Here is a 22,007-nt window from a genome sequence, read left to right as displayed (position 1 = left end):
CCGTCATCGTCCTCCGGTCGGTGATTCGGTTCTGATCCAGGTGTCCTTCCCGCCGCCGCCGCGAGAAGAATTCACGATCATGCTCCCGGCCGGTGCCACCCGGGTCAGTGCTGCCGGTGCCATGTGCGCGGTGACCCGTTGCTCGGCATCGGCGCGCAGATGTACGAATGCCCGCAGGTCCACGTGATGCGGATACAGGCCCTGGCCATCGAAGGTCGGGTGTGTCGAGAGGCGTACGACCTCCTGTGCGACAAATCGCTCCGGGTGACCGATCAGGTCTTTGCGGCGGTCGGCCAGCTCCTGATCCGTCGCCTCGGGCCCGATCATCACGCCCGACCCACCGAGCCCGTCGATGGGTTTGATCACCAGTTCGTCCATTCGCGACAGTACATAGTCGCGCTGGTCCCGCTCGGCGCACAGCCATGTCGGGATCTGCTCGATCGCGGGGTCCTCGCCCAGGTAGTACTTGATCATCGCCGGGACGAACGAATACACGGCCTTGTCGTCGGCGATACCGTTTCCGAGCGCGTTCGCGATGGCGAGGGTCCCCGCTTCGAGTGCGGCCAGGATCGGTCGCCGCAGAGGTTTGCCGTCGGAGCCCGACGACGACAGCAGCATGTCCTCGTCCATCCGTGCATAGATCACGTTGACCGGCACGTCTTTTCCTCGGACCTGCGCTATCACCCGGTCGCCTTCGGCCCGTAGATCAGTGCAGTCGACGAGGGTGAGGCCGGCCCGTTCGGCGATCATCGCGTGCTCGAACCAGGCCGAATCTTCCCAGCCGGCACTCAGCAGCGTCGTGATCCCGTCTGGATCGGCTCGCGGCGGGAGGGCCGCGGCGAGCGTCTCGGCGATCATCTGCGGCATCTCTTCGACCGACAGGATCTCCTCCGGGTCGATGAGTTCGCCGAGAAAGCGGTCCATCAGAACGCGATTGGTCATAGCGAACGCGATGCCCGACGGCACCCGCAGATTGTCTTCGAGGACGTGGAACACACCGGGGGCGGTGGACACCAGATCGGTGCCGCAGATGTGGGTGCGGACCTGCTGCCAGCGCGGTGCCGACCCGGCGCTGCGGTAACCGGGGGCACGGTCGAGGATCTCGCTCGGAATGACGCCGTCGGCGATGATCTGCTGGGCCCCGTACACGTCGACGAGGAAGGCGTTCAAGGCGAGGGCGCGCTGGCGCAGACCGACGGAGATGGTGTTCCACGTGTCCGCCTCGATGATGCGGGGGACCGCGTCCAGCGAGAAGATCTGCGCCCGGGCCTGGCCGCTGACCCGGAAGGTCATGCCGCCGGCACTTTGTTCGCTCTCCATCTGGTGCTGCCGATTGCGCAGGGTGACCGGCCCGAGTTCGGTGAGTGTGTCGACTATCCGGCGGTAGCCGGGGCGGGCGGCGCCGGTCGGGGCGAAGGTCTCGTCGTAGTTCTCCGAACCTTCTGTCCGGTCGCCGTCACCGGTCGGGTCGTAAGTGTGCAGCATCGGGTTCTGGGGATCGGAGACGGAGGGCGGGATCGGTGCGTTGCCGGCGGTCTCCGCGATGAGGGAATCGACGACATCGGAGAGGTGCCCGCGACGTCGGAGGGCGCGACGCTGGCGGGCCGAGGAACTGCCGACCGAGATGGCGCTGTCGATGAGTTCGGTGACCTTGTCCCAGTCCCCGGTTGCCTGCAGCTCCGATTCGAGCATCGCGGCGAGTTCGCGAACCACGTCGGCAGCCGGGCGAGGCGCGGCCGCGAGCAGGTCGATCAGGTCGGCTTCCAGGCCCGATCGCGCGGCCTGCCAGATCGCGGCCCGGTACAGCGTCGGTGAGATGAAGATGCCGGGTTCACCTGCGGCGATCGCGGTGACCTCGCGTTGCACGAGTGCCCGGTAGAGACCGGCGATCAGGGTGATCGTGTCGACCGAGGGGCAGCTGTCGCACACTCGCAGTTCGAGGGTCGACTGTTTCGCCGACGGGCGGACATCGAAATAGACCATGCCCGGGTCGTTGATGACGCCGGTGTTGACCAGCCGCCCGATCTCCTGGTCGTATTCGGCGGCCGAATTCAGCCGCGGGAACGGCCCGGTCGTCGGCCAGCGCTGCCAAACCAGGGTGCGGGAGCTCGCGTACCCGGTGTCGGCGCCGTCGGACCAAAAAGGTGAACTCGCCGAGAGCGCGAGCAGCGTGGGAATGTACGGACTCAGTCGCCACGCGATCTGCACCGCCTGATCGCGATCGGCGATGTCGACGTGCACCTGGGTACCGCAGATCAGCTGTTCCCGGGCCAGGAGCTGGTAGTCGGCGAGCATCCGGCGGTAGCGGGGCGTCTCGGTGACCTGAAGTTCGGTGGGGACCGCGAGCGGCATCGCACCGGCGGCCACCACGCCGATCCCCAGCTCTCCGGCTGTCCGGGAAAGGACCGTGCGATGCTCGAGCAGATCACTGCGCAGCGAGGTCAACGTGGTGAAGACACCACTGTTGACCTCGATGACGCAGCGCTGCAGTTCTTCGACGTAACCCTCGTTGTCCGGCAGGGCCTCCAACAGTTCCGGGGCGCGCGGGGTCAGCCGGCGCGTCCTCAGATCGACGAGGTGGAACTCTTCTTCGATCCCGACACTGCGCGCCTGTTCGACCACCCGTCCGAGCGTAGGCCCATCCGCTCAGGTCGGCAGAGGTTGGAGGAACCAGGTCAGCCGAGCAACCAGTCGTTGGGTGAGAAGAGCTCGCAGTGCAAACGGTCGTCTGCCACGCCCCGGGCGAGGAGCTGGTCTCGGACCGCTTGCACGAATCCGCTGTTCCCGCAGAGGAAGTAGTCCGCGTTGTCGTCGAACGCGATGGTGTCGACCTGCATCAGACCGCGATGGATCGACGGCTCCTCCGCGCCGGGGTTTTCGTACCAGACATCGAGTGAACCGGCGGCCAGCTGCCCGATCAGTTCACGCTGCCGTGCCTGCAGGGGATGTGTTTCCGGCGACCGGTCGGCGTGCAATACCCGCACCGGGCACTGCGGGGCGTGGACCGCGAGGTGCTCGAGGATCCCGACCATGGGCGTGATGCCGATACCCGCCGAGATCAGGACCAGGGGCCGCGATCCGATGCTGCCGACGGGGAGGTCGCCGAACGGGATGCTGACGTCCAGCAGATCTCCGACCGCCACATTCTCGGCGATCTGGGTCGACACCTCACCCTCCGGTCCGTTTGCGGTCGCGGCGACCGGGCGGACGGCAAACGTCAGTTTTCCGTCTCCCGGCGTGTTGATCAGGCTGTACTGGCGAATCTGACGGGCGCCGTCGGGCAACGTGACACCGACCGAAACATACTGTCCTGGAACGAAATTCGAAAAGGTCCCGGCGGTATCGACCACGGTGAGCGCCACAGTCCCGGACGGATCGTCGGTTCGGTCGACCACACGGGCCCGGCGGAAGACGTCACCGGCCGCGACCCCGGCCTCTTCGTAGAGCCGACGTTCGAGGTCGATCAGGGTGTCGGCCATCAGCCAGTAGACGCGGTCCCATGCGGCGGCAATCTCGGGTGTGACGGTCTCGGCGCCGAGAACCTCGACGATTGCGGCAAAGAGATGGGTGTGGACGATGGGATATTGATCGGCCGTCACTCCGAGCGATGCGTGCTTGTGCCCGATTCGGCCGAGCAGTACTGCCGGATGCTCCAACGCCGGATCGATGAGGTGCGTTGCGAACGTGGCTATCGATGCTGCGAGTGCGCGCTGCTGGCTGCCCTGTGCCTGATTGCCCCGGTTGAACAGGTTGCGGAGAAGCTCGGGGTGATCGGCGAACAGACGTCGGTAGAACTCGGTGGTGATGGCGTCGATGTTCGCTCCGACCAGCGGAAGCGTCGCGGCGATCAGCTCCGCGTGATGAGGTTCGAGTTCGTCGGTCCGGGTGGCGATGAGCTGGTCGGGCAGGGGAGCGATGGTCATGAATCTGTCCTCTCGGTGGGTGACAACTGTTCCTCGGTGGAAGTGAGGGGGAGCGTGCTGATCTGGAGCAGCGGTATCTGCGTGCCGCTGACCAGGTCGCTGACGACGTGCCGGTCGAGCTCGGCGTAGAACGCTTCCTTTGCGTCGGCGAGTGCACGTCGCAGGCGGCAGGCCGCCAGAAGTGGGCAGGGGTTGTCCCCGGCGCAGTCGACAACCTCGTTGTCGCCTTCGAGTTCGCGGATCAACCAGCCGACCGAGGCCTGGCGACCGGCGTCGGTCAGGGAAAGCCCGCCGCGGCGGCCGCGCTGGGAATTCACCAGGCCGAGGTCCACCAATCTGGACACGGCCTTGGCGATGTGATGTTCAGACGCGGCGACGCTGCTTGCGATCGCGCCGGTGGTGACACGACGGCCGTCCTGTTCGGCCGCGGCGAGCAACATCATCGCCCGCAGACCGAGGTCGGTGAATCGAGTCAGTTGCATGGGACTCACCGTAGTTATTGCGCAACTCAGATGCGCATTTTCCTGCTGTGGGGTCAAACACCACGTGGCGTGCGGTTTTTGTAGCTGCGGCGATGCCGTGTGGAGGAAGAATATGCGGGACTTTCGACCTTGGCCCGCGGAGACGAAGCGGAGCGGAGCTCGACCAGATGGACGGGTCAGGCGGGGGTGACCCAGGTGGTGATGTCGCAGTGGACCACTTCGACGCCCTTCTTGTCGGTGATCGAGACAGTGACGATCACATCGCGGCCCTCTGTGATGGTGCTGAAGTCGAGTGGGTCACCGAGCGTCGCGACGGCGTGCAATCCCGTAGTGGCTTTCGTCAGGTACTGACTGGTCATTGCCTTCGGGATCCAGCGGTGTGTCGATGGGGTGGTCGCCTCCATGAGCATGCCCATCGCGGTCTCGGCCAGGTTGCACGCGGCGATGGCGTGGAAGGTGCCGAGATGGTTGTGGATGCCGAACCACTTCGGTGCGGTGACCTCGCATCGCCCGGGTTCCATGACCTTCACATACGGCAGGATCGTCGCGAAGTACGGAACTCTGATGCAGACCCCGACCGAGAAGAGCGCGGATCCGAGGCGGCCGGCCGGCAACTTCTGGCGCAGACGGTAGGTCGGGGAGGTGGTGATCGGGGCTTTGGCGGTCGACATGGCCGTTATCTTACTCATCGGTAAGATCACTTGCGATGTCCGCCGACGCTGTTCGCGAGGTGCCGACCGGACAAATTTGGTCCTGAGCCGGATCTATTGCATACTTGTCGGGTTGCCTTGGATCGGCAGCGCAGCCCTGTATGTCTCGGCTGGAAGTCATGTGCTTCCAATCAGCGACAGAGCGCCTGGCCGATCGAAGAGCATCACCGGACGAACTAAGCGGTTACGAACTGGTTCGAGCTTCCGTCGTGGTGCACAACGTGCAAAAGATAGACCGCGTTCAGATTGGATGCACTCGGACAAGCGATATGCGCATGGGCTGACCATGTGTAAGCATCGCGACACACCCGAGTGCGTGGACCGGAGGCCCGGGTAACCGGGCGTAGTACGACGGCTCGTGCAAGCGAGTTTTGAACAATGACAGATGAACAGCGTCGATCACCGCCGTGAGGTATTGGTCACGAGGATGCGACCCAGTCGTTTTCCGCGAGGTGTTCATCTGTGAAGCCGAAATTGACGGAAGAGGACACAGCGTGGCGGGACAAAAGATCCGCATCCGGCTCAAGGCCTATGACCACGAGGCGATCGACGCGTCGGCGCGCAAGATCGTGGAGACCGTGACCCGTACGGGTGCGCGTGTGGTCGGCCCGGTGCCATTGCCCACCGAAAAGAACGTGTATTGCGTCATCCGCTCGCCGCATAAGTACAAGGATTCGCGCGAGCACTTCGAGATGCGTACACACAAGCGACTGATCGACATCCTCGATCCCACGCCCAAGACCGTTGACGCATTGATGCGTATCGATCTGCCGGCCAGCGTCGACGTCAACATCCAGTGAGTGGCGGGAATCATCAGATGACTCAGACAAATGTGAAGGGAATCCTGGGCACCAAGCTCGGGATGACCCAGGTATTCGACGAGGACAACCGGGTGATCCCGGTGACAGTCGTCAAGGCGGGACCGAATGTGGTCACGCAGATCCGCACCGAGGAGACCGACGGCTACACCGCCGTTCAGCTCGCCTACGGCGCCATCGACCCGCGCAAGGTCACCAAGCCGGTTGCCGGTCAGTTTGCCAAGGCCGGGGTCACCCCGCGCCGGCATGTTGCCGAGATCCGCGTCCACGACGTTTCGCCGTACACGGTCGGACAGGAACTGACGGCGGAGATCTTCGCCGACGGTGCCCTCGTCGACGTGACCGGAACCTCCAAGGGCAAGGGCTTCGCCGGTGTCATGAAGCGTCACGGCTTCAAGGGCCTGGGCGCGAGCCACGGTGTGCACCGCGTGCACCGCTCGCCCGGATCCATCGGTGGTTGTGCAACCCCCGGTCGCGTGTTCAAGGGCATGCGGATGGCCGGTCGGATGGGTAATGACAAGGTCACCACCCAGAACCTGAAGGTCCACAAGGTGGACGCTGAATCGGGCCTGCTGCTGATCAAGGGAGCGATCCCGGGTCGCAAGGGCGCGGTTGTCATCGTCCGTGACGCCATGAAGGGTGGTGCGAGCTAATGACTGTCAACACTGAGAAGCAGCAGACCCGCACGGTCGACGTGAAGAGCTTTGGTGGCAAGACCGACGGAACCGTCGATCTGCCCGCCGAGATCTTCGACGCGCCGGCGAACATCTCGCTCCTGCATCAGGTCGTCATCGCACAGCTGGGCGCTGCACGCCAGGGCACCCACGCCACCAAGACTCGGGCCCAGGTCCGCGGTGGCGGTGCAAAGCCTTACCGCCAGAAGGGAACCGGTCGCGCTCGTCAGGGTTCGACCCGCGCCCCTCAGTTCGTCGGTGGTGGCGTTGTCCACGGCCCGCAGCCGCGTGACTACAGCCAGCGCACCCCCAAGAAGATGAAGGCAGCCGCCCTGCGCGGAGCCCTCTCGGACCGGGCGCGCAACGAGCGCATCCACGTGATCACCGAACTGGTTGCCGGGCAGGCCCCGTCGACCAAGACGGCACGGTTGTTCCTCGAAGAGCTGTCTGATCGCAAGAAGTTCCTGTTGGTGGTCGGCCGCGAGGACACCGCCGCATGGAAGAGCGTTGCGAACCTGCAGCACGTGCTGCCGATCGCTCCCGATCAGCTGAACACCTACGACGTCCTCGACGCCGATGAGGTTGTCTTCAGCCGTGAAGCACTCGGCACCTTCATCGATGGTGCGAACAATGAGCAGAAGGAGGCCTGAGTTCAATGACTGTTCAGGCAAACCCCCGCGACATCATTCTGGCCCCGGTGATCTCTGAGAAGTCCTACGGACTGATCGAGGACAACGTGTACACGTTCTTCGTGAACCCGGAGTCGAACAAGACCCAGATCAAGATCGCCATCGAAAAGATCTTCGACGTGCAGGTCACGAGCGTGAACACCGCCAACCGTCAGGGTAAGCGCAAGCGGACCAAGTACGGCTACGGCAAGCGCAAGGACACCAAGCGCGCGATCGTGACCCTGGCCGCCGACAGTAAGCCCATCGAGATCTTCGGAGGCCCGGTCGGCTGACGCCGGTCGGACTCAGAAGAAGTAGAGGACAAGAAGACTCATGGCAATTCGTAAGTACAAGCCGACGACCCCCGGTCGCCGTGGCTCGTCTGGCGCAGACTTCGCCGAGGTGACTCGTAGCACCCCGGAAAAGTCACTCGTTCGTCCGTTGCACAGCACCGGTGGACGAAATGCGCACGGTCGCATCACGACCCGTCACCGGGGTGGTGGCCACAAGCGGGCCTACCGTCTCATCGACTTTCGTCGTAACGACAAAGACGGCATCAACGCAAAGGTCGCTCACATCGAGTACGACCCCAACCGCACTGCGCGGATCGCGTTGCTGCACTTCGTCGATGGCGAAAAGCGTTACATCATCGCCCCCAAGGGCCTGAAGCAGTTCGACGTGGTGGAAAGCGGTCCTACCGCCGACATCAAGCCGGGCAACAACCTGCCGTTGCGCAACATCCCGACCGGTACCCAGATCCACGCTGTGGAACTGCGTCCGGGCGGCGGAGCCAAGTTGGTCCGTTCCGCCGGAGCCGGCGCGCAGCTGCTCGGTAAGGAAGGCGCTTACGCCACCGTGCGTCTGCCTTCCGGTGAAATCCGTCGAGTCGACGTGCGCTGCCGCGCAACCGTCGGCGAGGTGGGCAACGCCGAGCAGAGCAACATCAACTGGGGCAAGGCCGGCCGTATGCGCTGGAAGGGCAAGCGCCCAACCGTCCGTGGTGTCGTCATGAACCCGGTCGACCACCCGCACGGTGGTGGTGAGGGTAAGACCTCCGGTGGTCGCCACCCGGTCAGCCCGTGGGGCAAGCCCGAGGGCCGCACCCGCAAGAACAAGCCGAGCGACAAGCTCATCGTCCGCCGCCGCCGCACCGGCAAGAACAAGCGATAACCCAGGAGGGAGTTAGAGAATGCCACGCAGCCTCAAGAAAGGCCCGTTCGTCGACGACCACCTGTTGGGCAAGGTCGATGTTCAGAACGAAAAGGGCACCAAGCAGGTCATCAAGACCTGGTCCCGTCGGTCCACCATCATTCCGGACTTCATCGGACACACTTTCGCCGTCCACGACGGTCGCAAGCACGTCCCGGTGTTCATCTCGGATTCGATGGTCGGGCACAAGCTCGGCGAGTTCGCGCCGACGCGCACCTTCAAGGGACACATCAAAGACGACCGGAAAGCGAAGCGTCGGTAGATGAGTACTGAAACAACCAATCCGACCGCCAAGGCCACCGCTCGTTTCGTGCGTGTGACCCCCATGAAGGCGCGTCGTGTCATCGATCTGGTTCGCGGCAAGAACGTGGACGAAGCTCTCGACATCCTGCAGTTCGCGCCCCAGGCTGCGAGCGAGCCGGTGGCCAAGGTGCTTGCCAGCGCCGTTGCCAACGCCGAGAACAACCTCGACCTCGACCGCCGCACCCTCGTGGTGTCGCAGGCGTTCGCCGACGAGGGACCGACCATGAAGCGTTTCCGTCCGCGTGCCCAAGGGCGTGCGTTCCGGATCCGTAAGCGGACCAGCCACATCACCGTCGTCGTCGAGAGCATCGCCGACAAGGGTGCGGCGTCCAGCCGCAACCGCCGGAAGGGAGCTCAGTAGTGGGCCAGAAGATCAACCCGCACGGCTTCCGTCTCGGTATCACCACGGACTGGAAGTCCCGCTGGTACGCAGACAAGCAGTACGCGGAGTACGTGAAAGAGGATGTTGCCATCCGCAAGCTCCTGGCCACCGGCCTCGAGCGCGCCGGCATCGCCAAGGTGGAGATCGAACGCACCCGTGACCGGGTTCGCGTCGACATCCACACCGCCCGTCCGGGCATCGTCATCGGTCGCCGCGGCGCCGAGGCCGACCGGATTCGTGGCGACCTGGAGAAGCTGTCCGGCAAGCAGGTGCAGCTCAACATCCTCGAGGTCAAGAACGCCGAATCGGAAGCTCAGCTCGTGGCACAGGGTGTCGCAGAGCAGCTCAGCAACCGTGTGGCTTTCCGCCGGGCGATGCGTAAGGCCATCCAGTCGGCCATGCGTCAGCCCAACGTCAAGGGAATCCGGGTCCAGTGCTCGGGTCGTCTCGGCGGTGCGGAGATGAGCCGTAGCGAGTTCTACCGTGAAGGTCGTGTGCCGCTGCACACCCTGCGCGCTGACATCGACTACGGCCTGTACGAGGCCAAGACAACCTTCGGCCGTATCGGCGTGAAGGTGTGGATCTACAAGGGCGACATCGTCGGTGGCAAGCGCGAGGCTCTCGCCTCGGCTGCTGCTCCCAGCGATGACCGTCGTCCGCGTCGCCCCGCACGTCCGAAGCGGAGCGGTTCGTCGGGCACCACTGCGACCAGCACCGAAGCTGGCCGCGCGGCCACCGCGACTGCGGAAGCACCGGCGGTCGACGCTCCAGCGACAACGCCTGCGCCTGCGCAGGCCGAGAACCAGGAGGGCTGAGGCATGTTGATCCCTCGTCGGGTCAAGCACCGCAAGCAGCACCACCCCAGCCTTAAAGGTCAGGCCACGGGCGGTACCAAGGTGACATTCGGTGACTACGGCATCCAGGCTCTGGAAAGCGCGTACATCACCAACCGTCAGATCGAATCAGCTCGTATTGCCATCAACCGGCACATCAAGCGTGGCGGCAAGGTGTGGATCAACATCTTCCCCGACCGCCCGCTGACGAAGAAGCCTGCCGAGACCCGCATGGGTTCCGGTAAGGGTTCGCCCGAGTGGTGGGTTGCCCCGGTCAAGCCGGGTCGCATCCTGTTCGAGATGAGCTACCCCAGTGAGGAGACTGCTCGCGAGGCCCTGCGCCGCGCGCAGCACAAGCTCCCGATCAAAACCCGCATCGTGACCAGGGAGGAGCTGTTCTGATGTCTATCGGAATCGCCGCCGCCGAGCTCCGCGAGCTCAGTGACGAAGAACTGGTCGAACGTTTGCGTGAGTCGAAGGAAGAGCTGTTCAACCTTCGGTTCCAGATGGCCACCGGCCAGCTCGACAACAACCGCCGGCTGCGTACCGTGCGTCGCGAAATCGCGCGCGTGTACACCGTCATGCGGGAACGCGAGCTGGGCCTTGCCACCGGACCCGAAGCTACGGACGGTGACGACGCATGAGTAAGGACCAGGAAGTGACAGAAACATCCGCCGAGGAGCGTGCACGCCGCAAAGAGCGGATCGGGTACGTCGTCTCGGACAAGATGCAGAAGACCATCGTGGTCGAGCTGGAAGATCGCGTGAAGCACCCGCTTTACGGCAAGATCATCCGCACCACCAGCAAGGTCAAGGCTCACGACGAGAACGAGACCGCCGGTATCGGCGACCGCGTTCGCCTGATGGAGACCCGCCCGACCAGCGCCACCAAGCGCTGGCGTCTGGTTGAGGTCCTCGAGAAGGCCAAGTAAGCCACACGTTTACAACAAAAGCGGCCCGTCCCTGAAAAGGGGCGGGCCGCTTTTGCGTTGTGCGCCAAGATCGTCCCCGCGAGGCATGGCCGAGGGCGTATTCCCCCCTCGGTGACCTCTGTGCGGGACGATTTCGGCCGGGTTCCGCAGCTAGGTCCTATTGTCGGCTGAGCGCGACGACTTCTTCGTCCGACAGCGGGGATGAGGGATGGTAGCTCAGGCACAGTGGGGTGTTGACCTTCTGGAACGACGCGCCATCGGGGGCGACGTAGAACTCTCCGGTGCCAAGGCGGCCGATGTCGTTGATGCGACTGCCCTTGGCGGATGCCATCTCGTTCGCGGCGTTGATCTGCACCGGCGTGTTGAGGCGACCGAAGAACTGAGTGGACGCATTGCCGACGATCTTGGCGTCGATGCCCTTGGGCGCCTGCGTCGCGAAGACCAGACCGAGTCCGTACTTACGGGCCTGCGACGCGAGCGCGACCGTACTACGCGTGCAAGGGGTGACCCGCCCCGATGGGACAAGAGTCTGCGCTTCGTCCATGACGAACAACGCGCCGAGTGGGCGATCACCCGCCGGGTTCTTCTTGATCCAGGCGAACAGCGCGAGTTCGAGTTGGTTCACGAAACCCTGTCGGTTACTTTCGTCGGGCAGGCCGATCAGGCTGATCACCGAGATGCGGGCACGTTTGCCGGCAGTTGGGGTGAGCAGGACCGAGGGGTCGACAGGTGTCCCGCCACCACCCAGCATCGGATTGATGATCATGGCGGCCTTGAGGTTTTCGGCCAGGATGCCCGCGAGCTTCTCAGTGTCGGTCAGTCCGCTCATGTCGTCCGTCATCTCTGACAAAAGGCCGACGTACCCGCCGAGGGACCCGCCGCCTTTCCGACCGTACAGCGCCATGGATCGCTTCAGGATTGCTTCCTGGAGTGCTGCCTTCGCACCACTGACCCCCGCATATGGCTTGAGCGCGGACACGGCTGCGTCGACGGCCAAGTCGAACTCGTCCGGGTTCTCTTGGACGGCCTCGAAATCGGGGAGTGGCTGAAAGCTCAACGGACGACCGCCATTGAGTCGTGGCGTCCAGATGACGGTTTCCACTGCGTCGATGTACTCGGCCGCCTTCGAAGCGTCATCGCCCGACCAGCCTGAAGGTGCTTCGGGCCAGGCTGTTCCCAGCCGTGCGAGGTCGTTGTTGGGATCGAGGACGATCGCCGAAACACCTTGCAATGCACATTCTTCGATGAGCCGACGAATCATTACCGTCTTGCCCGAACCCGACCCGGCGAAGATGACGGTGTGCTTTCGGAGCGCTTCGAGGTCGACGGACGCGGTTGTTCCCGATCGCGAGATTCCGAGGTTGATCGTCGGGGCCTCAACTGCCGGCGAGACCGCGACATCAAGGTGATCGTCCGGGACGTAAACCGGTATCTCAGCAGTGATTTCCGCAGACCGCTCCGGAGTCGGCTCTCCGGGTGATTGTGGTTCGGCGGCTTGTGGTTCGGCGGTTTCGGGGTCGAGGGCCAGGGGTTCCGGGTTGGTCCAGTTGGTGTCGTCTTCCGGTGCCGTTGCGCGCTGTTGTTTGGCACCGGCATCGCCGAGTGCGATCTTGAGGAACTCGATCTGGTGGGCGGGGCGCTGCGAACGGAGCCACGTGTCGAAGCCGGCGGGCATACTCTTCGTCATCTCGTTGAGGGCGCTGAGTTCGGCGAGGTCGTCGTAAGACATCGCAAGGACCTGCCCGCCATTGGCGGTGAATTCGTTGACCATGTCGACCGTTTTCGGGCCTCCGGGCCACTCGATGTTCCGCAGGATGAAGAGCTGACGACGGGGCACCGATGACGACAGACCGGCGTCGATCGAGGCATTCCGAAGACGTGATTGAACCGCACCCGCGTGCGTGGCCGAGATTGCGCGAAACGCCCAGTGGTGCTCGTCGTCCGTGAAGGCGTCGAGGGTCTGCCGCAGTCGGGCATGGAGGCGATACTGACCGCCGACCTGATCGATCGTGAAGTCATCCGAACCCGATTCGACTGCCCAAGCCCGTAATCCGGCGTTCAGCAACGCCGGCATCACGTCGTCTTCCTTCTTCGGATCCACCGCGGACGCGGTGAGGGCGTTTCGGATGTGACGTTGATAGACCTCATCGAGGTCGCCGGTTGAGGGCTCGCCGCCGACGGTGGTCTTCGGCTGCGACGGCGCGAGGACAACGCTGGCCGGTTGGTCGATCAACGATTCGAGCTCCGTCGCGACCTCATTGTCGAGACAGTCGTTGATGTGCCGGTCGACGCGTTTGATCAGCAGTCGGGCATTGAGCTTGTCCGCGGCGGCAAATGCCCGATCCTGGACAGGCCAGGTTGGGTAAGGAGGCGTGAAATCCAGTGCGGCAAACGATTTGGATAACCGCCGTTCGACCAGGGCTCGGGCGAAGGTACCGTCGGGTAGTCCTTCGAGGACGACGTTGGCGCGGAAGCGATCACGTACAGTCGCCGACGCCTGGGTTTCGATGATGGTCCACACTGCGGGAATGCACGACACCAGGCAGACGGTGCGGAGCAGGACTTCTCGCACCGACATCAGTCCGTGCCCCAACTGATCGACCACGAGATCTGCGTAGGCGGAGGTCGAGTTGGACGGGTCCGTGCCGGAACGAGATTGCGCGAGCAGGGTATCGATCTGATCAATGGCCAGGACGGTGGGTCCGGTTACTGCCATGTACTCCGAGATCGCTCGCACGGTCTGGTCGTAAGGGAGTGCGCGGGGCGGTAGCTGCCATTCGTTGCGCTCTGCCGAATCGATCTCGTCGATGTTGTTTTCGAGATAGGCGATACCGAGATCGTTGAGCCGTGAACTCGGCGCCGCGGAGAGAACCAGCGCCCTCAGGGTGGCGTGGTGACCGCGGATGAGGGCAGGCAGTGGTTTGCGCAGGCTGGTGACGAATTCGTCGAGAATCGCGGGCGTGATGAGTGTTTCGCCCGAGATCGCGCGTCGGGCAACCCGCGAAGTGCCCGCCAGATCGGCGAGGCGCTGCATGACGTCGTGGAGTTGGGTCTTGTCGACGGGCGGTTTGATCTGCCGGTTCAGAGAGTCGAGCAGTGAACTGAGGAGGGTGCGCCAGAAGTCGCTGGGGTCGAGCAGATCGAGCATGACGAAGTAGCCGTCATGCGCCTGTACGTATTCACGGACCTGGCCGAGGAGGTGGGTCTTGCCCGATCCGGCCGGCCCTTGCAGTACTACGCCGAGCGGACTCGGGCCGGTACTCTCCTGTGCGTCGGCGACGGCGCGTTCGATGGCGTGCCATGCCCGGGCGTGCAGTCCGTCGACGTGAATGTCGTTGTGCGAGATCCACACATCGTCGCGGGTATGCGCCGAGTTGGAGAATCCGCTGCGCGCCTTTGCGAGCGCTTCGAGAGGCGATACCGAGGTCACACGGACTCCATGCTGATGAGGTGCTTGTTCTGATTACCGATCGAGACGGCGGCGGCCCGGTCGTCAGGGGTCAACGTCTTCTGATTCTCTTCCGGGATCAACGTGACGCCCGGGCGCGCGTACAACGCACCGAGGGCTTCGTCGAGATCGATCCGGCTGATGTCGCTCAACTCCGGACGCAGCCTACGCAGCGATACCCATGCACCCGGCTTACCGGCGAGTCTGCGGTAGGCGTCGATGACTCTGGTTTCGGTGTCTGGTGCGGACTGTTCGGGTGAACTTTTCTCGACCGGATCTTCGTGGTCCGAATCTTCCGATGGCAGAAAGACATCCGCCAATCGCAGATCGGATCGTTGGAAATGGCGGCCGAGACCGGCGAGCACGGTGAACAGCGCTTTGCCCTGCGGGGTGGTGCCGGCGGGTGGTGCGGTGCCGAGTAGTTCGTTGCATTTCGCCCAGCCGCGGTCGGACAGCGCATGCTTGTGCGGCACCTTCGACGTGTCGCTGTCGATGAGCCCTCGCGTGTTGAGCTTGCGACGACTCGGGGCCTTGAGTTCGGGCCCGCGTTCCTTGATCTCGGTATTGGTGAGGCCTCGACCTTCGGCCATCAACACCAACAAAACGATCATCTCCGTACCGGTGAGGTCCGAAGTGGTCACGGGAGCTCCTTTGCAGCCAAGCGATCAGAACGCAGTTTCTCGATTATGTCTGCAACGCGTGCGGTGTCGCTCAGCACCTGTTCATTTGTGAAGCGGACCACCAGGTATCCGGCGAGTTGCAGTGCGACATCACGCGTCCGATCGTCGGAGTATTTCGTGGCGGTGCGATGGTCGGCGCCGTCGATCTCGACGACAATTCTGGCATCCGGCAACAGCAGATCGGCTCGTACAAACGGTTGAAGATCGCCGGTGGGCACGAGATGGTTCCATCGGCGATCCGCGGCCCACGGAACGCGGGCCAGGTGCGACTCGAGCCGTTGTTCGGCCGCGCTTGCGGGGTGCGGTCGTCCGGAGATCGGCGGGAACGCCGCGGCGGGCAGCGTCCACGGGGCCTCATCCACGGCCTCACCAGGACCGCCCGTCGCACGCACAGTCGTGAAGCGGTCGACGGCAGCAGTGATGTCGTCGAGGAGCCAGACCCCGACGTAGGCGCTCAGCCAATCGCTGACCGCTGCCACACAGCGCTGCTGCTCCGTCGGCAGCGGTGTCGGTGAATACAACGCCAAGACCACCCGTTCGTGACCGAAACTTGTTGCGATCACCCGAATCAGCCCGGACATCCGGGTGGCGGTGGAGTACTTGTCGCCCATGCTGAGCGGCTCGACTCGGGTGTGCGCCGCGATGGCGTTGGACGTCAGATCCATCAGGAACGGTCGGTAGTGGTCCGATCGTGCAGCCAGTTCCGAAGCGAGGGCCCGGGCGGCGGCGCGGTCGATGGTGGCCCGACCGGGGGATACCTCGGCCCCCGGGAGCCACACCGGGTAGAGGTCGTACGTGATGTTCTCCAGTACGGCCACGAGGTCGCCCAACACCTGCGAGACGTCGGTGACCTGATCGAGTCGGATCAGAAGAACCGCGGGCGCGTCATCGGGCAGGTCGTCCAGGGCGATCGCCATGTCAGTCGGGTTGGTGCCGGTGAGTGCAGTGATTCCCGATGTTGGCAGGGCCGACCAATCCATGGCCAGAACCTACCGTCAACTGTCAGTGTCCACCGATGACCAGCGGCAGCAGCAGCCAGGGACGTGCAGTGGCCCAGTCGATGGCGGCGTCCAGGCCGCCCTCGGTGTCGGCGCCGGTATCCAGTAGCGGATCGGTGGTGCCGTCGGCGTCTGAGGGTTCTGCGTCTTGGACGCCGCTGTTGGGGGAGGATTCATCGCAGACGATCATCGTGTTGTCGGCGTCGCCCCAGGCCTCCTCGAACTCATCGAGCGGAACCTCCATGCGGTCGCCGTCGGGATGGCCGGGATCGCTGAGGTAGACAACGCCTTTGTCGTAGTCGATCTCGCTGACGACAACGCAGTGGTCGCCGCCCTGGTCGCGGCCCCGGGCCTCGTCGACTTCCTCCTGCTCGGGATCCCAATACTCGCCGGAGTCGACGTAGAGCAGGACCCCGCGGCCCTCGTCCAATGCCGTCGACAGGTCCGACATCGTGCCGGTCTCGACGGTGGCGGGAATCCCGTTCTGTTCCAACAGATCCGCGGCCGCATAGATCGACATCCCGTTGCTGACGTCGCCGCCGGCGAAGTAGCCGTTCTCTTGGGCCATCCGAACAAAGGCTTCTTCGCTCTGGATGTCTTCGCCGGTGTACTCGGCAACAATCTGGGCGACGCTCGCCGGCACACATGTGCCGTCCTCGGCCTGCAGGAACCAGTGCTCGGAGTACTCGTCGGCGTCGCCGGCATTCTCTTCCGGTTCGGCGGATGGTTCGGGATCATCCGGTTGATCGAAGGTGATGTCGTGATCAGACCACTCCCCGAGTGTGGAGGTCTGCGGGTCTTCGACCTGGGTATCGGTTGGCTCGAAGTCGATTCCGGCTTCAATCATCGTGAACTTTCCGTCGCGTGGGGATGTGTTGTTGCCGATAGGAGTCGGCCACGCGCGTGAAAGTTCCCCGGCGCCTCTATGTGGCCGCGGTCTGAATGGGTGTCGTCATCATCGATGTCAGCATGTCGATGATCTCGTCTGGTTCCGATTCGGATTGATCGCCGAGTTCAGTGCGGCGTTCGAAGTCGGCGATCAATGCAAACATCGCGGTCGCCACCGCCGCGACTCGTCGATGCCGGGTTGCGGTATCGCCCGAGAGCGACTGGTTCAGCTGATCGAGAACCTTGGGCCATTCGGTGTACCCGGTCGGAATCGATTCGTCTGGCCATGACGGCCGCGTCACCTCGAGGAATCGGGCATAGTGCGTGCCCTTCATCTCCAGGATCGGAAGGACCAATATGCTGATGAGGTCGCGAACGCTCGGCCTTTTCCCTTGTGCGCCAAAGTCTTCCAGCATTCGCGCCCGTTCGACCTCCATCGGGCCCAGGCGCCTTGCGACAATAGCCGAGATCAAGCCCTGGCGATTGCCGTAGTGGTACTGCACCGCGGAGTTGTTGCGGTGACCGGCGGCAACCGCGATGTCACGCAAGGGCACCTCGTAGCCGCGGGTTGCGATCAACCGTTCGGCTGCGTCGAGCAACTCTCGTTTGCCCCGGTCAAGGCTCGTATCGGTCATTGGATGTGAGCTAACCCGCGATCAGCGCGACCCAGGCCGCGGCCAGGCCGACGCAGAGCACGGTGAGCAGGCCGCCGAGGATGATTCCGCTCCAGGCCTGGCCTTCGCCACTTTCGTACGGGCGGTCCTTGATCTGATTGAGGGCGATGACGCCCAGGACCACGCTCACCGGTGCGATCAGTGCGCCGGCGAAGCAGAAGAACATCGCGGGGTACGCGACCAGTGAGGCGATCAACGCACCGGTGGCCATGGCGTTCGAGCGTGGCCGGACCATCACATGCTGTGGGGCCATCAGATACGGATTGGCGTAGTACCGGGCCTGCGCGTACTGACCGGTCGGGTAGAGCGTCTGCGGGTAGGCGACGGGGTACGGCGGATAAGCCGGGTCGAGCGAGGCAAGCGGATCGACGTAGGGGCTGTACGGCTGCCAGAAGTCAGAGCCGGCCTCCGGAAGTTCCGGTGCGGAGGCGTGTGAGGGCAGCGGCGCGGTGTAGTGACCGGAGGCGTTGCCCGGACCCTTGGTCAAGTCGATCCGGTCGCGATCGGCAAAGCCATTGCTGTCGGTCATGATTGCCTCTCTGACGAAGAGTTGATTCCACCTTAGGGGAATCGAACTGACCGGCCGTATGAGCTGTGGCACGTTCGATCGATGGACATGAAAATGCCCGGCCGCAGAGTGCGGCCGGGCATCGTCAGCAGTCGGGCAAGCTGTCAGTGACTGCCGCCCATCGACACGAGTGAGTTGATGGCGTCGGTCGTGAGCTTCCATGTGCCGTCGACGTAGACAAATCCCAGCGGCATCGCGACCGGCTCGGGGGTATGGGGGCTGGCGACTTCGACTGTTGCCGTGGCGGTGTTCTCACCGTCCGACGTCACTTCCGTCACTGTGAACTTGTCGGGTGTGTACCCCGCCGCGGAGAAGCCGTGGGCCAGGCCAGTGATCTGTCCGGCGATGGCGGGATCGTCCGAGTCGACCAGATCGGCGTAGGTGGCGGGGTCGGTGTCGGGGGAGAGGACACCGACGACGACGTCCTGTGCCGCGCCGACCTCGAGTTCGGGAGCGGTGCCGGTGGCCTCCTCGTTGCCGGTGGAGGCGCCTTCAGACGCATCGGCGACGGCCGAGGTGGTTGCCGAGGAGTCGGAATCGTTGTCGTCGCTGCACGCGGTGACGCCGAACACGGTCAGTCCGATCAGGGCCGCACCAGCCACGCTCTTTCGAATGTTCATGTTTCCCCTCAGCAGCCAAGTAGTTAGCCAACACTAACCTAACTTCTATGCCTGATCCAGAGGTGGGCTACCGCCGGCTCCGACCCCCTAGAACTGGGACTTACCGACCTGGCCTGGGGTTTCTACGATTGAACGACGTCGGGGGACGAGCCATGGCGTCAGCCACCAGCAGAAGAGAGTCGCCAGATGAGTGTCGACAGTTCCTTGTCCCCGTCGCTCGCAACTCGGATTCCGGTCCTGTCGGCCCGCGAGGTCGAAGTCCTGCTCGCCTGGTTCGCCTTTGACTCCAAGGAGGAGGCGGCTGCGTCGCTCTACATCTCGCAGACGACAGTCAATACCCACGTCACCAGGATCCGGGCGAAATACACTCTCGTCGGCCGCTCGGCGAGGACCAAGTCGCAGTTGCTGGCCCGCGCGATCCAGGACGGCTACACCTCACTCGACGACTGGTGACCGACCGCGACCAGCGGTGATTTGTATCCGACCTGGTCTTTCACCTATGCTTGACCGGTTGCCCGCGGCACATCTGTGCCCGCACTTCGAGCAGCGAACCCCCTGTGGTGGATAACTGCAGGCAGGCGCGCCACCGATGGCAACGGACCGCGTGTGTCGGGACGGAAATCCGCCACACATATTTACCAGCCAGGTCAAGGAGAAAAAGTGATCCAGCAGGAATCACGCCTGCGGGTCGCCGACAACACCGGTGCCAAGGAAATCTTGTGCATCCGCGTGCTCGGAGGCTCGTCACGGCGTTACGCCGGCATTGGTGACGTCATCGTCGCCACTGTCAAAGACGCCATCCCCGGCGGAAACGTCAAGCGGGGAGAGGTCGTCAAGGCGGTTATCGTGCGCACCACCAAGGAGCGCCGTCGTCCGGATGGCTCGTACATCAAGTTCGACGAGAACGCTGCCGTCATCATCAAGAACGAGAGCGATCCCCGTGGAACCCGCATCTTCGGCCCAGTCGGCCGCGAGCTGCGTGAGAAGAAGTTCATGAAGATCGTCTCGCTGGCTCCGGAGGTGCTCTGACATGAAGGTTCACAAGGGCGATACCGTGATCGTCGTTGCCGGCAAGGACAAGGGCGCAAAGGGCAAGGTCATCGAGTCCTACCCGCAGCGCAACCGGATCCTGGTCGAAGGCGTCAACCGGATCAAGAAGCACACCTCCGCCTCGCAGAACGAGCGTGGCGCATCCTCGGGCGGCATTGTCACCCAGGAAGCCGCCATCCACGTCTCGAACGTGATGGTTGTTGACTCTGACGGCAACCCCACGCGCATCGGTTACCGCACCGACGACAACGGCAAGCGCGTGCGCATTTCCCGCAAGAACGGGAAGGACATCTGACATGAGCACCACTGAGAAGATCCAGCCTCGGCTGAAGCTCCGCTACCGCGCGGAGATCAAGGACGCTCTCAACGAGCAGTTCGAATACGACAACGTCATGCAGATCCCGGGCGTCGTCAAGGTTGTCGTCAACATGGGTGTCGGCGACGCTGCCCGTGACGCCAAGCTGATCAACGGCGCCATCAAGGACCTCGAACTGATCACCGGCCAGAAGCCGGAGGTCCGTCGGGCCCGCAAGTCGATCGCGCAGTTCAAGCTGCGTGAGGGTATGCCCATCGGCGCCCGCGTCACCCTGCGTGGCGACCGCATGTGGGAGTTCCTCGACCGCCTCGTCTCGATCGCCTTGCCGCGTATCAGGGACTTCCGTGGCCTGAGCGATCGCCAGTTCGACGGCAACGGCAACTACACCTTCGGTCTCAACGAGCAGTCGATGTTCCATGAGATCAACATCGACAACATCGATCGGCCTCGCGGCATGGACATCACCGTCGTCACCACCGCGACCAACGATGACGAAGGTCGGGCACTGCTGCGTCAGCTCGGCTTCCCGTTCAAAGACCCCAACGCGAAGGACAACTGACATGGCAAAGAAGGCGCTGGTCAACAAGGCCAACAAGAAGCCCAAGTTCGCCGTGCGTGGCTACACCCGCTGCAACCGTTGCGGTCGCCCGCACGCGGTTTTCCGCAAGTTCGGCCTGTGCCGTATCTGCTTGCGCGAAATGGCACACGCGGGCGAGCTGCCCGGTGTGCAGAAGAGCAGCTGGTGATTTTTTAGCCCTCGGCTAAAACGCTCCACTTTCTACAAAGACGCTCCACCTACACGGGTGGAGCGTCTTTGTGTTTGTGGAGCGTTTCGGTGATTCAGGGTCTGTTCTTGCGTCGTTGCGCCTGACGCCGCTGGTCCCGGTTGGGGCCGGCGTTCGGAGTGATCCGAGGTCCACGCCGCCGGCTGTTCTTTGTTGGCAGGATGCCCTTGATCTGTTGATGGTCGGGCTGCAGCGTGTAGCTGTCCGACCATGGGAAGTTTCCTCGTTCATCCGGCCAGACAACCTGCAGCGCAGGTGAATTCGGAAAGAGTTCGTTGGTGATCAGCAGGTCTTCCTTGTCGATGAGCTCGATCAGCCGGATCGGGGCGCCGATGGATCGGAGTGACAGCTCCGCGCACTCGTCGACGATGGCGCGCGAGTCGTAGACGTGCAGGAGATCCCCCAGCTCGTTGAGCACCCGTCCGCTCGTCCTGGCGTCGAGTCCATATACGGCAAGTTCGGGTATCGAATGCAATCCGAATCCGGTGGTGTATCCGAAGGGGCATTCGGGCGACGTGCAGTCCGGCGAGTCGAATTCGCACTCGCCGCTGACCGCGGTGATCGCCCATCCATGGACTCGGATTCGTTTGATGGTCGAGTTGACGAGTGGACTGGGATGCCAGCGCGGTAGGCCGTCCGCGGCGGTGGTGTAGTCGGACATTGGTTCGCTCCTTTGTTCGAGTTCGAACATTGGAGCAGTGCTGTCGGACAATGGAGCGACGGTGCAACAAATCCACCCGTTCCAGTCAAAACCACACGTTGCACGGTAGTTGTCAACCTGTCTGAGACAGGTGTGGGTTGATACCGGCGGTTGTCGGTAGTGGTGGTGGTTTCGGTGGTTGCCGGAACCGTTCGGGATGTTCGTTGTAGTAGTTGGCGAGGTGGCGCTGTCGTTGCTTGTGGGTAGCGGCAGCGCTGCCGGTGTGGACCTGTTCTGGGGTGTAGTAGTTCAGGCCGCTGTGGCGGTGCTCGGTGGCGTAGGCGCCTAGGAAGTGCGCTGTCCAGGTGCGAGCATGGTCGATGGTGTCGAATCGATCGGGGCAGGAC

28 protein-coding genes and 1 pseudogene are annotated in these 22,007 nt (G+C 63.5%); 16 read left to right on the top strand and 13 right to left on the bottom strand.

All coding sequences use genetic code 11. The features are described 5' to 3' along the window. Window positions 1–3: 3 nt before the first annotated feature. The 4 genes from H290_RS0126740 to H290_RS0126725 form a co-directional block, all read right to left on the bottom strand. Window positions 4–2,622 carry a carboxylate--amine ligase/circularly permuted type 2 ATP-grasp protein gene (locus H290_RS0126740; protein WP_020109938.1) on the bottom strand — a complete coding sequence of 873 codons (2,619 nt, stop codon included), beginning with the start codon at window positions 2,620–2,622 and terminating at the stop codon, window positions 4–6. A gap of 53 nt (window positions 2,623–2,675) precedes the next feature. Continuing rightward, window positions 2,676–3,923 (bottom strand): globin domain-containing protein, encoded by a 1,248-nt coding sequence (locus tag H290_RS0126735; protein ID WP_020109937.1) that lies wholly within the window; start codon window positions 3,921–3,923, stop codon window positions 2,676–2,678. Next, on the bottom strand, window positions 3,920–4,405 hold the full coding sequence (locus H290_RS0126730) for an Rrf2 family transcriptional regulator (protein ID WP_020109936.1): 486 nt from the start codon (window positions 4,403–4,405) through the stop codon (window positions 3,920–3,922). The genes H290_RS0126735 and H290_RS0126730 overlap by 4 nt, the downstream gene beginning before the upstream one ends. Window positions 4,406–4,581: 176 nt before the next feature. Next, complete coding sequence (locus tag H290_RS0126725; RefSeq protein ID WP_020109935.1) at window positions 4,582–5,076, bottom strand: hotdog fold domain-containing protein; 495 nt, start codon at window positions 5,074–5,076, stop codon at window positions 4,582–4,584. 533 nt (window positions 5,077–5,609) lie between these two features. Between H290_RS0126725 and rpsJ the strand changes: the two genes are divergently transcribed. Genes rpsJ through rpsQ form a run of 11 tightly spaced genes read left to right on the top strand, consistent with a single transcriptional unit; the run spans window position 5,610 to window position 10,933 of the window. Further along, the gene (gene rpsJ / locus H290_RS0126720; protein ID WP_003938093.1) at window positions 5,610–5,915 is read left to right on the top strand and encodes a 30S ribosomal protein S10; all 306 of its coding nucleotides are present in this window, start codon (window positions 5,610–5,612) and stop codon (window positions 5,913–5,915) included. A 17-nt stretch (window positions 5,916–5,932) separates the two neighbouring features. Further along, complete coding sequence (gene rplC, locus H290_RS0126715) at window positions 5,933–6,586, top strand: 50S ribosomal protein L3 (RefSeq protein WP_028463742.1); 654 nt, start codon at window positions 5,933–5,935, stop codon at window positions 6,584–6,586. Further along, window positions 6,586–7,257 carry a 50S ribosomal protein L4 gene (gene rplD, locus H290_RS0126710; RefSeq protein WP_020109933.1) on the top strand — a complete coding sequence of 224 codons (672 nt, stop codon included), beginning with the start codon at window positions 6,586–6,588 and terminating at the stop codon, window positions 7,255–7,257. The genes rplC and rplD overlap by 1 nt, the downstream gene beginning before the upstream one ends. Before the next feature lie 5 nt (window positions 7,258–7,262). Beyond that, entirely contained in the window at window positions 7,263–7,568 is a 306-nt protein-coding gene (gene rplW, locus H290_RS0126705) for a 50S ribosomal protein L23 (protein ID WP_020109932.1), read from the top strand. 40 nt (window positions 7,569–7,608) lie between these two features. Further along, window positions 7,609–8,445 (top strand): 50S ribosomal protein L2, encoded by an 837-nt coding sequence (gene rplB / locus H290_RS0126700; protein WP_020109931.1) that lies wholly within the window; start codon window positions 7,609–7,611, stop codon window positions 8,443–8,445. 19 nt (window positions 8,446–8,464) lie between these two features. After that, window positions 8,465–8,746, top strand: coding sequence for a 30S ribosomal protein S19 (gene rpsS, locus H290_RS0126695; RefSeq protein WP_020109930.1), 282 nt, complete (start codon window positions 8,465–8,467; stop codon window positions 8,744–8,746). Next, entirely contained in the window at window positions 8,747–9,148 is a 402-nt protein-coding gene (rplV, locus tag H290_RS0126690; RefSeq protein ID WP_020109929.1) for a 50S ribosomal protein L22, read from the top strand. It abuts the gene before it with no gap. Then, window positions 9,148–9,984 carry a 30S ribosomal protein S3 gene (rpsC, locus tag H290_RS0126685; protein WP_020109928.1) on the top strand — a complete coding sequence of 279 codons (837 nt, stop codon included), beginning with the start codon at window positions 9,148–9,150 and terminating at the stop codon, window positions 9,982–9,984. Before rplV ends, rpsC begins: the two co-directional genes overlap by 1 nt. Before the next feature lie 3 nt (window positions 9,985–9,987). Next, the gene (gene rplP / locus H290_RS0126680; protein WP_020109927.1) at window positions 9,988–10,404 is read left to right on the top strand and encodes a 50S ribosomal protein L16; all 417 of its coding nucleotides are present in this window, start codon (window positions 9,988–9,990) and stop codon (window positions 10,402–10,404) included. Continuing rightward, window positions 10,404–10,646, top strand: a complete 243-nt coding sequence (rpmC, locus tag H290_RS0126675; protein ID WP_020109926.1) for a 50S ribosomal protein L29 — start codon at window positions 10,404–10,406, stop codon at window positions 10,644–10,646. Before rplP ends, rpmC begins: the two co-directional genes overlap by 1 nt. Beyond that, the gene (gene rpsQ / locus H290_RS0126670) at window positions 10,643–10,933 is read left to right on the top strand and encodes a 30S ribosomal protein S17 (protein ID WP_020109925.1); all 291 of its coding nucleotides are present in this window, start codon (window positions 10,643–10,645) and stop codon (window positions 10,931–10,933) included. The genes rpmC and rpsQ overlap by 4 nt, the downstream gene beginning before the upstream one ends. A 157-nt stretch (window positions 10,934–11,090) precedes the next feature. Here rpsQ and H290_RS0126665 read toward each other — a convergent pair whose 3' ends face one another. From H290_RS0126665 to H290_RS0126635, 7 genes are all read right to left on the bottom strand, one after another. Further along, window positions 11,091–14,363: an AAA family ATPase gene (locus H290_RS0126665; RefSeq protein ID WP_020109924.1), complete on the bottom strand. Its 3,273-nt coding sequence runs from the start codon at window positions 14,361–14,363 to the stop codon at window positions 11,091–11,093. Continuing rightward, window positions 14,360–15,022 carry a hypothetical protein gene (locus tag H290_RS0126660; protein ID WP_020109923.1) on the bottom strand — a complete coding sequence of 221 codons (663 nt, stop codon included), beginning with the start codon at window positions 15,020–15,022 and terminating at the stop codon, window positions 14,360–14,362. The genes H290_RS0126665 and H290_RS0126660 overlap by 4 nt, the downstream gene beginning before the upstream one ends. Further along, on the bottom strand, window positions 15,019–16,041 hold the full coding sequence (locus tag H290_RS0126655; protein WP_020109922.1) for an endonuclease domain-containing protein: 1,023 nt from the start codon (window positions 16,039–16,041) through the stop codon (window positions 15,019–15,021). Before H290_RS0126655 ends, H290_RS0126660 begins: the two co-directional genes overlap by 4 nt. A gap of 22 nt (window positions 16,042–16,063) precedes the next feature. Beyond that, window positions 16,064–16,906: a C39 family peptidase gene (locus H290_RS29920; protein WP_020109921.1), complete on the bottom strand. Its 843-nt coding sequence runs from the start codon at window positions 16,904–16,906 to the stop codon at window positions 16,064–16,066. A gap of 76 nt (window positions 16,907–16,982) precedes the next feature. Beyond that, window positions 16,983–17,582 (bottom strand): TetR/AcrR family transcriptional regulator, encoded by a 600-nt coding sequence (locus H290_RS29915; RefSeq protein WP_020109920.1) that lies wholly within the window; start codon window positions 17,580–17,582, stop codon window positions 16,983–16,985. 10 nt (window positions 17,583–17,592) lie between these two features. After that, entirely contained in the window at window positions 17,593–18,150 is a 558-nt protein-coding gene (locus H290_RS30495) for a DUF4190 domain-containing protein (RefSeq protein ID WP_020109919.1), read from the bottom strand. A 143-nt stretch (window positions 18,151–18,293) separates the two neighbouring features. After that, window positions 18,294–18,809 carry a hypothetical protein gene (locus tag H290_RS0126635; RefSeq protein ID WP_020109918.1) on the bottom strand — a complete coding sequence of 172 codons (516 nt, stop codon included), beginning with the start codon at window positions 18,807–18,809 and terminating at the stop codon, window positions 18,294–18,296. Window positions 18,810–18,995: 186 nt separating this feature from the next. Between H290_RS0126635 and H290_RS0126630 the strand changes: the two genes are divergently transcribed. From H290_RS0126630 to H290_RS0126610, 5 genes are all read left to right on the top strand, one after another. Beyond that, the gene (locus H290_RS0126630) at window positions 18,996–19,262 is read left to right on the top strand and encodes a LuxR C-terminal-related transcriptional regulator (protein ID WP_020109917.1); all 267 of its coding nucleotides are present in this window, start codon (window positions 18,996–18,998) and stop codon (window positions 19,260–19,262) included. Window positions 19,263–19,469: 207 nt separating this feature from the next. After that, window positions 19,470–19,838 carry a 50S ribosomal protein L14 gene (gene rplN, locus H290_RS0126625; protein WP_020109916.1) on the top strand — a complete coding sequence of 123 codons (369 nt, stop codon included), beginning with the start codon at window positions 19,470–19,472 and terminating at the stop codon, window positions 19,836–19,838. 1 nt (window position 19,839) lies between these two features. Further along, window positions 19,840–20,154 (top strand): 50S ribosomal protein L24, encoded by a 315-nt coding sequence (gene rplX, locus H290_RS0126620; protein WP_020109915.1) that lies wholly within the window; start codon window positions 19,840–19,842, stop codon window positions 20,152–20,154. Window position 20,155: 1 nt separating this feature from the next. Further along, on the top strand, window positions 20,156–20,734 hold the full coding sequence (gene rplE / locus H290_RS0126615) for a 50S ribosomal protein L5 (RefSeq protein ID WP_020109914.1): 579 nt from the start codon (window positions 20,156–20,158) through the stop codon (window positions 20,732–20,734). Between the two features lies 1 nt (window position 20,735). Then, complete coding sequence (locus H290_RS0126610; RefSeq protein WP_020109913.1) at window positions 20,736–20,921, top strand: type Z 30S ribosomal protein S14; 186 nt, start codon at window positions 20,736–20,738, stop codon at window positions 20,919–20,921. 94 nt (window positions 20,922–21,015) lie between these two features. Here the strand turns inward: H290_RS0126610 and H290_RS0126605 are convergent, their stop codons facing one another. Next, a complete protein-coding gene (locus H290_RS0126605) occupies window positions 21,016–21,621 on the bottom strand; it encodes a DUF4262 domain-containing protein (RefSeq protein ID WP_020109912.1) in 606 nt (201 codons plus the stop codon). Window positions 21,622–21,733: 112 nt separating this feature from the next. Further along, a pseudogene (locus H290_RS31555) lies at window positions 21,734–22,007 on the bottom strand (IS3 family transposase); the annotation flags it as partial.

Origin of the sequence: Nocardia sp. 348MFTsu5.1 (assembly GCF_000383535.1) — a bacterium.
GTDB lineage: Bacteria > Actinomycetota > Actinomycetes > Mycobacteriales > Mycobacteriaceae > Williamsia > Williamsia faeni.
The sequence above is the reverse complement of the archived record's forward strand: the minus strand, read 5'-3'. Positions and strand labels throughout refer to the sequence as shown.

Bases quoted from the DNA above. Each gene is read 5' to 3' on its own strand.
- H290_RS0126735 (WP_020109937.1), bottom strand. From the start codon at position 3,923: ATGACCATCGCTCCCCTGCCCGACCAGCTCATCGCCACCCGGACCGAC.
- H290_RS0126730 (WP_020109936.1), bottom strand. From the start codon at position 4,405: ATGCAACTGACTCGATTCACCGACCTCGGTCTGCGGGCGATGATGTTG.
- H290_RS0126725 (WP_020109935.1), bottom strand. From the start codon at position 5,076: ATGTCGACCGCCAAAGCCCCGATCACCACCTCCCCGACCTACCGTCTG.
- rplC (WP_028463742.1), top strand. From the start codon at position 5,933: ATGACTCAGACAAATGTGAAGGGAATCCTGGGCACCAAGCTCGGGATG.
- rplD (WP_020109933.1), top strand. From the start codon at position 6,586: ATGACTGTCAACACTGAGAAGCAGCAGACCCGCACGGTCGACGTGAAG.
- rplW (WP_020109932.1), top strand. From the start codon at position 7,263: ATGACTGTTCAGGCAAACCCCCGCGACATCATTCTGGCCCCGGTGATC.
- rplB (WP_020109931.1), top strand. From the start codon at position 7,609: ATGGCAATTCGTAAGTACAAGCCGACGACCCCCGGTCGCCGTGGCTCG.
- rpsS (WP_020109930.1), top strand. From the start codon at position 8,465: ATGCCACGCAGCCTCAAGAAAGGCCCGTTCGTCGACGACCACCTGTTG.
- rplV (WP_020109929.1), top strand. From the start codon at position 8,747: ATGAGTACTGAAACAACCAATCCGACCGCCAAGGCCACCGCTCGTTTC.
- rplP (WP_020109927.1), top strand. From the start codon at position 9,988: ATGTTGATCCCTCGTCGGGTCAAGCACCGCAAGCAGCACCACCCCAGC.
- rpmC (WP_020109926.1), top strand. From the start codon at position 10,404: ATGTCTATCGGAATCGCCGCCGCCGAGCTCCGCGAGCTCAGTGACGAA.
- rpsQ (WP_020109925.1), top strand. From the start codon at position 10,643: ATGAGTAAGGACCAGGAAGTGACAGAAACATCCGCCGAGGAGCGTGCA.
- H290_RS0126655 (WP_020109922.1), bottom strand. From the start codon at position 16,041: ATGGATTGGTCGGCCCTGCCAACATCGGGAATCACTGCACTCACCGGC.
- H290_RS29920 (WP_020109921.1), bottom strand. From the start codon at position 16,906: ATGATTGAAGCCGGAATCGACTTCGAGCCAACCGATACCCAGGTCGAA.
- H290_RS29915 (WP_020109920.1), bottom strand. From the start codon at position 17,582: ATGACCGATACGAGCCTTGACCGGGGCAAACGAGAGTTGCTCGACGCA.
- H290_RS30495 (WP_020109919.1), bottom strand. From the start codon at position 18,150: ATGACCGACAGCAATGGCTTTGCCGATCGCGACCGGATCGACTTGACC.
- H290_RS0126635 (WP_020109918.1), bottom strand. From the start codon at position 18,809: ATGAACATTCGAAAGAGCGTGGCTGGTGCGGCCCTGATCGGACTGACC.
- H290_RS0126630 (WP_020109917.1), top strand. From the start codon at position 18,996: ATGAGTGTCGACAGTTCCTTGTCCCCGTCGCTCGCAACTCGGATTCCG.
- rplX (WP_020109915.1), top strand. From the start codon at position 19,840: ATGAAGGTTCACAAGGGCGATACCGTGATCGTCGTTGCCGGCAAGGAC.
- rplE (WP_020109914.1), top strand. From the start codon at position 20,156: ATGAGCACCACTGAGAAGATCCAGCCTCGGCTGAAGCTCCGCTACCGC.
- H290_RS0126610 (WP_020109913.1), top strand. From the start codon at position 20,736: ATGGCAAAGAAGGCGCTGGTCAACAAGGCCAACAAGAAGCCCAAGTTC.
- H290_RS0126605 (WP_020109912.1), bottom strand. From the start codon at position 21,621: ATGTCCGACTACACCACCGCCGCGGACGGCCTACCGCGCTGGCATCCC.